This is a genomic window from Pseudolysinimonas sp., assembly GCF_057350545.1.
The window spans coordinates 1-7,096 of record NZ_JBMRCP010000088.1 but is presented as its reverse complement, the minus strand read 5'-3'; the positions used below and the strand labels follow the sequence as shown (position 1 = coordinate 7,096).

At 68.2% G+C, this 7,096-nt stretch carries 4 protein-coding genes, 1 tRNA gene and 2 pseudogenes; 3 read left to right on the top strand and 4 right to left on the bottom strand.

What is annotated here, in order from left to right:
* Positions 1-69: 69 nt before the first annotated feature.
* Positions 70-1,259 (top strand): annotated as a pseudogene (locus tag ACO1X9_RS12540) (IS481 family transposase).
* Positions 1,260-1,295: 36 nt separating this feature from the next.
* Here the strand turns inward: ACO1X9_RS12540 and ACO1X9_RS12535 are convergent.
* The 3 genes from ACO1X9_RS12535 to ACO1X9_RS12525 all read right to left on the bottom strand — a co-directional run bounded on the left by ACO1X9_RS12535 (position 1,296) and on the right by ACO1X9_RS12525 (position 4,977).
* Positions 1,296-1,372 (bottom strand) — tRNA-Pro (locus ACO1X9_RS12535).
* Between the two features lie 24 nt (positions 1,373-1,396).
* Positions 1,397-2,347: a metallophosphoesterase gene (locus ACO1X9_RS12530; RefSeq protein WP_486351176.1), complete on the bottom strand. Its 951-nt coding sequence runs from the start codon at positions 2,345-2,347 to the stop codon at positions 1,397-1,399.
* Entirely contained in the window at positions 2,344-4,977 is a 2,634-nt protein-coding gene (locus ACO1X9_RS12525) for a transglycosylase domain-containing protein (RefSeq protein ID WP_486351175.1), read from the bottom strand. The genes ACO1X9_RS12530 and ACO1X9_RS12525 overlap by 4 nt, the downstream gene beginning before the upstream one ends.
* A 53-nt stretch (positions 4,978-5,030) precedes the next feature.
* Between ACO1X9_RS12525 and sp36 the strand changes: the two are divergent.
* Positions 5,031-5,174 (top strand): annotated as a pseudogene (gene sp36 / locus ACO1X9_RS12520) (Sp36 family protein); the annotation flags it as partial.
* A gap of 14 nt (positions 5,175-5,188) precedes the next feature.
* Positions 5,189-5,650 carry a RidA family protein gene (locus ACO1X9_RS12515; RefSeq protein ID WP_486351174.1) on the top strand — a complete coding sequence of 154 codons (462 nt, stop codon included), beginning with the start codon at positions 5,189-5,191 and terminating at the stop codon, positions 5,648-5,650.
* 140 nt (positions 5,651-5,790) lie between these two features.
* Here ACO1X9_RS12515 and ACO1X9_RS12510 read toward each other — a convergent pair.
* Positions 5,791-7,096 (bottom strand): acetate--CoA ligase (locus ACO1X9_RS12510; RefSeq protein WP_486351173.1); only part of this gene is annotated, 1,306 nt, incomplete at its 5' end.

Here is a 7,096-nt window from a genome sequence, read left to right as displayed (position 1 = left end):
GTGTCGTGGTTCAGGACATAGGAAACCCATGTCTCAAGACATAGGAAACCCTCGGCCACGCTCTGAGGGGTGTCGAAGGCTCGCCTGATCATCACTGCTGTCACCGTCCAGGGGCTCTCGCAGGCTGAGGCCGCGCGCACCTACGGCGTCTCGAAAGGGTGGGTATCGAAGCTGCTGGCGAGGTGGCGTCGAGAGGGTGAGGCGGCGTTCGGGCCGCGCTCGCGACGACCGCGGAGCAACCCGAACGCTCTCCCCGCCGAGCGCGTCGAACTGATCCTGGAGTTGCGGGATCAGCTCACCACGAAAGGGCTCGACGCCGGCGCCCACACCATCGCCTGGCACCTGCAGCAGCAACACCACATCGCTGTCTCTGCGTCGACGATCTGGCGCACCCTGAAACGCGCCGGCCTGATCGAGCCCGAGCCGCAGAAGCGCCCGAAGTCCTCCTACCTCCGGTTCGAAGCCGACCTACCCAACGAGTGCTGGCAATCCGACTTCACCCACTACCGGCTCGCCGACGGCAGGGGCACCGAGATCCTGACCTTCCTCGACGACTGCACCCGCTACGCCGTCAGCGTCACCGCACACCCCGCAGTGACCACCCCGATCGTCGTCGCCTCCTTCCGCACCGCCGCGGAAACCCACGGAAACCCGGCCTCGACGCTCACCGACAACGGCATGGTGTTCACCGTCAAGCACTCCGGATGGGGACGCCGCGGCGGCCGCAACGCATTCGAAGCCGAGCTGCGTGAGCGCGGCATCGTCCAAAGAACGGCTCCCCCTCACACCCGCAAACCCAAGGCAAGGTCGAGAGATTTCAGCAGACGATGAAGACCTGGCTACGCGCCCAGCATCCCCAGCCCGCGACCATCGCCGACCTCCAACGACAGCTCGACGACTTCACCGACGAATACAACCACCGCCGACCGCACCGATCCCTGCCCCACCAAGCCACACCGGCCACCCGCTACCACGCCCTGCCGAAGGCCACCCCGACGCCCGGAGGACGAGACCACGACAACCACACCCGGCTACGCCGAGACCGGATCGACAAAACCGGCACCGTCACCCTCCGCGTCCACGGCAAGCTCCGCCACATCGGCGTCGGCCGAACCCACGCCCGAACCCACGTCCTGATCCTCGCCAACGACCTCGACATCACGATCATCAACGCCGCCACCGGCGAGCTCCTCCGCGAACTCACCATCGACCCCAACCGCGACTACCAACCCCGCACAACAAGAAACCCCCGAACCTGAGGGTTCGAGGGTTTCCTATGTCCTGAGACAGGACATTGGTCGGGGTAACAGGATTTGAACCTGCGGCCTCGTCGTCCCGAACGACGCGCGCTACCAAACTGCGCCATACCCCGTTGACCGCGTGACGCGGCAACCTGTCAAGGATAGCCGACGGGAACCAGTGTGAGTACCACCGCTTCCGGCGGGCACGCGAACCTCACCGGGGCGTAGATCGACGTGCCGAGCCCCGCGGAGACCTCCAGCAGAGACGAGCGTTGGGCCCCCTTCCACACCGACAACCCCTGTGCCTGGGAACGGGGGATGTCGCAGTTGGTGACGAGTGCGGGCAGCCCCGGGATGCGCACCTGACCGCCGTGGGTGTGACCCGCGAAGACCAGATCGGCCCCCTGCGTCGTCAGCGCGTCGAGCACGCGACGGTACGGGGCGTGCGTGACACCGAACCGAAGAGCGGCGCCGTCGCCGGCATCCCATTCGACGGTCTCCCGCAGCCGCTCGATCGCCCCCGGCAACTCGTCGAGCCGATCCCAGCCGCGGTGGGCGTCACCGGTGCCGAACAACTCGATGCGGTGGCCGCGGAGCTCGAGCGCGCGCGCCGCGTTGTCGACGCTCAGCCAGCCGAGATCGTCGAGGAGGTACCGGTCGAGGGCATCCGTGTCGAGCACGGCGGCTCGGCGCTTGCCCTGAGACGGTCCGCCGAAGTAGGCGAACGGGTTCTTGAACACCGGCCCGACGTAGTCGTTCGACCCGTGGACGAAGACGCCGGGGACGCCGCGGAACGCGTCATAGGCGCGGCGCACCCCGGAGAGCGCGTCGACATGACCGAGGGTATCGCCGGTCTCGACGATCAGGTCGGGCTCGAAGCGCGCGAGCGACCGGATGAACTCCTGCTTCGACCGTTGCCACGGCGCCATGTGCAGGTCGCTCAGATGCAGGATCGTGAGCGGTCGCGCGCCGGGCTCGAGGATCGGCAGCGTCTCTTCCCGCACCGTGAAGCGCGTGCGCTCCACGAAGACACCCCACGCGAGTGTGCCGAGCGCGGCGGCGGACGTCAGCCCGAGGGCGACGCCCGCCGCGCGCGCGCGCGTCACGGCCCGCAGACCGGTCCGCCGTAGTACCTGATGGTGACGGTCGTGTTCGCCGGGTTCCGCATCGTGCCGGCCGCAGGATCCTGCGACGTCACCGAGTTGATCGCGGGTGGCACGGCCGGATTGCCCAGGTCTTCGTCGTCGACGCACTCATCCTCGACGTCGTAGCCGGCGCTCGTGAGCGTGCCGGTGGCGGCACCTCGATCGTCGCCCACGACGTCGGGCACGGGTTCCGCGAGACCGTTGCTCGTGAAGACGCGGATCGTCGTTCCCCGGGGAACGCCGCTTCCCACGGGAGGGTCGGTGGAGGCGACCGTGCCGGCAGGGAGGTCGGAGTCGACCTGTCCACCATCTTCGAAGACCAGCTCGCTGAGCTCGATCGCGTTCTTCGCCTGCTCGAGCGTGCCGCCGACGACGTTCGGCACCTCGACGGGCGTGCCTGTCAGAAGGGCAGGGTCGGGTCCGGGGAAGCCGGTACCGGGGTAGTACGCATCGATGGTCTGTGCGATCGGCTTGAAGATGCGGTGGCGCAGCAGACCACCGCTCGTGCCGGCCACACGGATGTTGCGCATCGCCTGGTCGCCCTTGACGTTGCCGACCCAGACCGCCGTGGCGACGCGCGACGACGACCCGACCATCCAGGTGTGCACGGACTCGTCGGTGGTTCCGGTCTTGCCGAAGTACGGCGTGCCGTCGTTGGGGTTCGACGCCGAGCCGGTGCCGCCCATGACCGCTTCCATGGCGTACACGGCGGTGTTCGCGACGGCGGGCGATACCTCCGATTGGCCGCACTTGGGTGTTTGACCCGGGAGCGGCTCGTCGGGGCTGTCGATGTCGATCACGCTCTGCACCATGATCGGCTCGCAGAAGACGCCGCCGTTCGCGATGGCGGCGTAGGCCGCGGCCTGCTGGAGGGGCGCGATCGTGTTCTCGCAACCTCCGATCGAGCAGGACGGCCGGGTCACGAGATCGGAGTCGTCACCGTTGTGCACGCCGATCGACTTCGCGAGCCGCGCGATGTCGCACTGGTCGACGGCCTTGGCCATCTGGATGAAGACCGAGTTCACCGACGCCGCGGTGCCTCGAGTCACGGTGTAGGAGCCGGACTCCCCGGAGTCGTTGCGGAAGGCGTACTTCCCGCCCCACGGCTGACTCACGGGATTACCGGAACCGTCGAGGCGCGGCGAGCCGTCTGCCATCAACGGGGGAGAGCAGGAGTCGGCGAACTCCGCCTGGTTGACCTCTCGGATGCCGGCGTTGAAGGACTCGCCGACGCCGCGCCCGGAGTCGAGGAAGGCCAGCAGGACGTAGGGCTTGTAGGTCGAGCCGGGCTGGAAACCGACACCACCGCCGTGCGCCTTGTCGGCCGCGAAGTTGACGGCGGTCTCAGTCAGCGGGTCGTCGGGCGTCTCCGCGTCGTCGAAGTTCTTGTTCTGCGCCATGGCGAGGATGCGCCCCGAGCCCACCTCGACCGAGACGGCGGCGGCACCCAGCTCGAAGCGGGTCTCATTGGCGGGTGCCCACGCATTGACGTTGTCGTACGCGGGCTGCTGGAGCCGCGGGTCGATCGTGAGTACGAGGCGGTAGCCGCCCTGATCCCATTCCGCCTTGCGCTCGGCGGCATCCGCGCCGAGAGCGCTCAGCTCGGGGACGACGTTGAGGGCGTAGTCGCAGACGAACCCGTAAATGCTGGGGTTGGCGCTGCGGCACCCGACGCTCGCCGGGTGCGGGTCGACGAACTCCTCATCGACCGGAATGGCGATCGCCTCATCGCGCTCGGCCTTGGTGATGCAGCCCTCGCTCGCCATCCAGCCGAGGATGACGTCGCGACGCTCCTGGTTGGCCGGGAAATGCTCGGGGTCGCTCAGATCACGCAGGTTGGGGTACTGCACGATCGCGATGAGGCTCGCGGCCTGAGCGATCGTCACGTCGGCGGCGGTGACGCCGAAGTACTGGTACGCCGCGGCCTGAACGCCATAGGTGTTGCCGCCGAAGCCGGCGATGTTGAGGTAGCCGGCGAGGATCTCGTCCTTCGTGTAGGCCTTCTCGAGCCCGATCGCGAGCTTCATCTCCTTGATCTTGCGGTCGAGCGTCGGGTCGAGCGCGGCGGCGATCGCATCCTTGCGTGCCTGCTCGGAGAGGCTGTCGTCGTTGAGCGCGTCCTGCTGGAGGATGTTGCGCACCGTCTGCATCGTCAGCGTCGAGGCGCCGCCCGCGCCGTCGTCGCCGGTGACCTGGCCGACCGCCGCGCGGATGAGCGACGGCATGTCGACTCCACCGTGCTCGTAGAAGCGACGGTCTTCGCCGGCGACCGCCGCGCACTCGAGGTAGTCGCTGATCTGGTCGAGCGGAACCTCTTCACGATTCTGCTTGTAGATCGTCGCGACGTCGATGTACGTTCCCGGGTCGTCCGGGTTGACGACCGCGATCGTGTTCTGCTGGGCACCCGAGTCGAGCTGGATGTACTCGGGGAGCGAGTTGAAGATCCCGACGGTGTTGTTGGCCGTGATGCCGGTGACGGCGAGGGCGGGGGCGACCATGACGGTGACGAGCACCCCGGCTGCGGCAGAGAATCCGAGGGTTCCGGCGATGGCCGTGAACAGACTCGTCCCTGATGATTTCTGGGCGGGCATAGGCTAAAGGGTACGCGACAGGTCGCGCTCCGAACCTGAATGGATGCCTTGCAATGGCCACCTGGGAATACGTCACGACGCCCCTCCTGATTCACAACACCACGGCGATCCTCAATACGTGGGGTTCGCAGGGCTGGGAACTCGTGCAGATCGTCACCGGACCCGAAGGCGGCCTCGTCGCCTACCTCAAGCGCCCCCTGGAGGCCGCCGAATGAGCGCCATCGCCGCCCGCCTCGCCGAACTCGGCGTCGAACTTCCCGCCGTCGAGAAGCCCGTCGCCGCCTACGTCCCGGCCGTCGTCACAGGCAATCTCGTCTACACCTCGGGCCAACTGCCGTTCGTCGACGGCGCCCTCCCGGCCACGGGAAAGCTCGGGGATGCCGTGAGTCCGGAAGACGGCAACGCATATGCCCGTCGCGCCGCGCTCAACGCCCTCGCGGCGATCGACCAGGCGATCGGCTCGCTCGACCGCGTGACGCGCATCGTCAAGGTCGTCGTCTTCGTCGCGAGCACCCCCGACTTCACCGGCCAGCCGGGCGTCGCGAACGGCGCGTCGGAGTTCCTCGGCGAGGTCTTCGGCGACGCCGGCCGTCACGCCCGCAGCGCCGTCGGAGTCCCCGTCCTCCCCCTCGACTCCCCGGTCGAGGTGGAAGTCATCGCCGAGTTCGCCTGATCGTCAGCACCTCGCCTCTTTTCCCCCACTGACGGGGAGCAGAGGAGGGGGCGGTGATCGATCGATGAGGCAATCGGGGTAGGGGTCCCCGCTCTTGCCTCAGCGGTCGAACACCGCCCCCTCCGACCGCGCCGACCCGCTCAGTCCTCCGACTTGCCGTCGGCGAGGTAGCGCTCGGCGATCGTCTGCATCACGGAGGTGTCGGCGAGGGTCGTCGTGTCGCCGACCTCGCGGCCTTCGGCGACGTCGCGCAGGAGGCGGCGCATGATCTTGCCCGAGCGGGTCTTCGGCAGTTCGCTCACGAGGTGCAGTTCTCGTGGCCGTGCGATCGCACCGATCGCCGACGCGACGTGCGCGCGCAAGACGCTGGGGGCATCCTCGAGGTCGGCGAAGCGCTGCTTGAGGATCACGAACGCCACGACCGCCTGCCCCGTCGTTTCGTCGGTCGCTCCGACGACGGCCGCCTCGGCGACGGCCTCGTGCCCGACGAGCGCCGACTCGATCTCGGCCGTGGAGAGCCGGTGGCCGGACACGTTCATGACGTCGTCGACGCGGCCGAGCAGCCAGAGGTCGCCGTCGTCGTCGAGCCGCGCGCCGTCGCCGGCGAAGTACTTGTCGCCGAACTTCTCCCAGTAGGTCTCCCGGTAGCGGTCCATGTCGCCCCAGATGCCGCGCAGCATCGACGGCCACGGCTCGGTGATGACGAGCAGACCGCCCTGGCCCTTGTCGACCACGCCTCCGTCGTCGTCGACGACGTCGACGCGGATGCCGGGCACCGGCACCTGCGCGGAGCCGGGCTTGAGCGCGGTGATGCCCGGCAGCGCGCTCACCATGATCGCGCCGGTCTCGGTCTGCCACCACGTGTCGACGATGGGGGCGCTGCCGCCGCCGATGACGTCGCGGTACCAGATCCACGCCTCGGGGTTGATGGGCTCGCCGACCGAGCCGAGCACGCGGATGCTCGAGAGGTCGAATCGGCCCGGGATCTCGCGTCCCAGCTTCATGAACGAGCGGATGGCGGTGGGCGCCGTGTAGAAGATCGAGACCTTGTACTTCTCGATGAGCTCCCACCAGCGACCCGGGTGCGGGGTGTCGGGCGTGCCCTCGTACATGACGGAGGTCGCGCCGTTGGCGAGCGGGCCGTAGACGACGTAGGTGTGGCCGGTGATCCAGCCGACGTCGGCGGAGCACCAGTAGACATCCGACTCGGGGTGCAGGTCGAAGACGTTCTCGTGCGTGTACGCCGCCTGCGTGAGGTAGCCGCCGGAGGTGTGCAGGATGCCCTTCGGCTTCCCGGTGGTGCCGGAGGTGTAGAGGATGAAGAGCGGGTTCTCGGCGTCGAACGCCTCCGCCTCATGCTCCGGGCTCGCGGCATCCACCGTCTCGTGCCACCACACGTCGCGCTCGTTCCACTCGACGTCGCCACCGGTGCGCTTCACGACGAGC

Coding starts and splice junctions, on each gene's coding strand:
- ACO1X9_RS12525 (WP_486351175.1), bottom strand. CDS start 4,977: ATGCCCGCCCAGAAATCATCAGGGACGAGTCTGTTCACGGCCATCGCC.
- ACO1X9_RS12515 (WP_486351174.1), top strand. CDS start 5,189: ATGAGCGCCATCGCCGCCCGCCTCGCCGAACTCGGCGTCGAACTTCCC.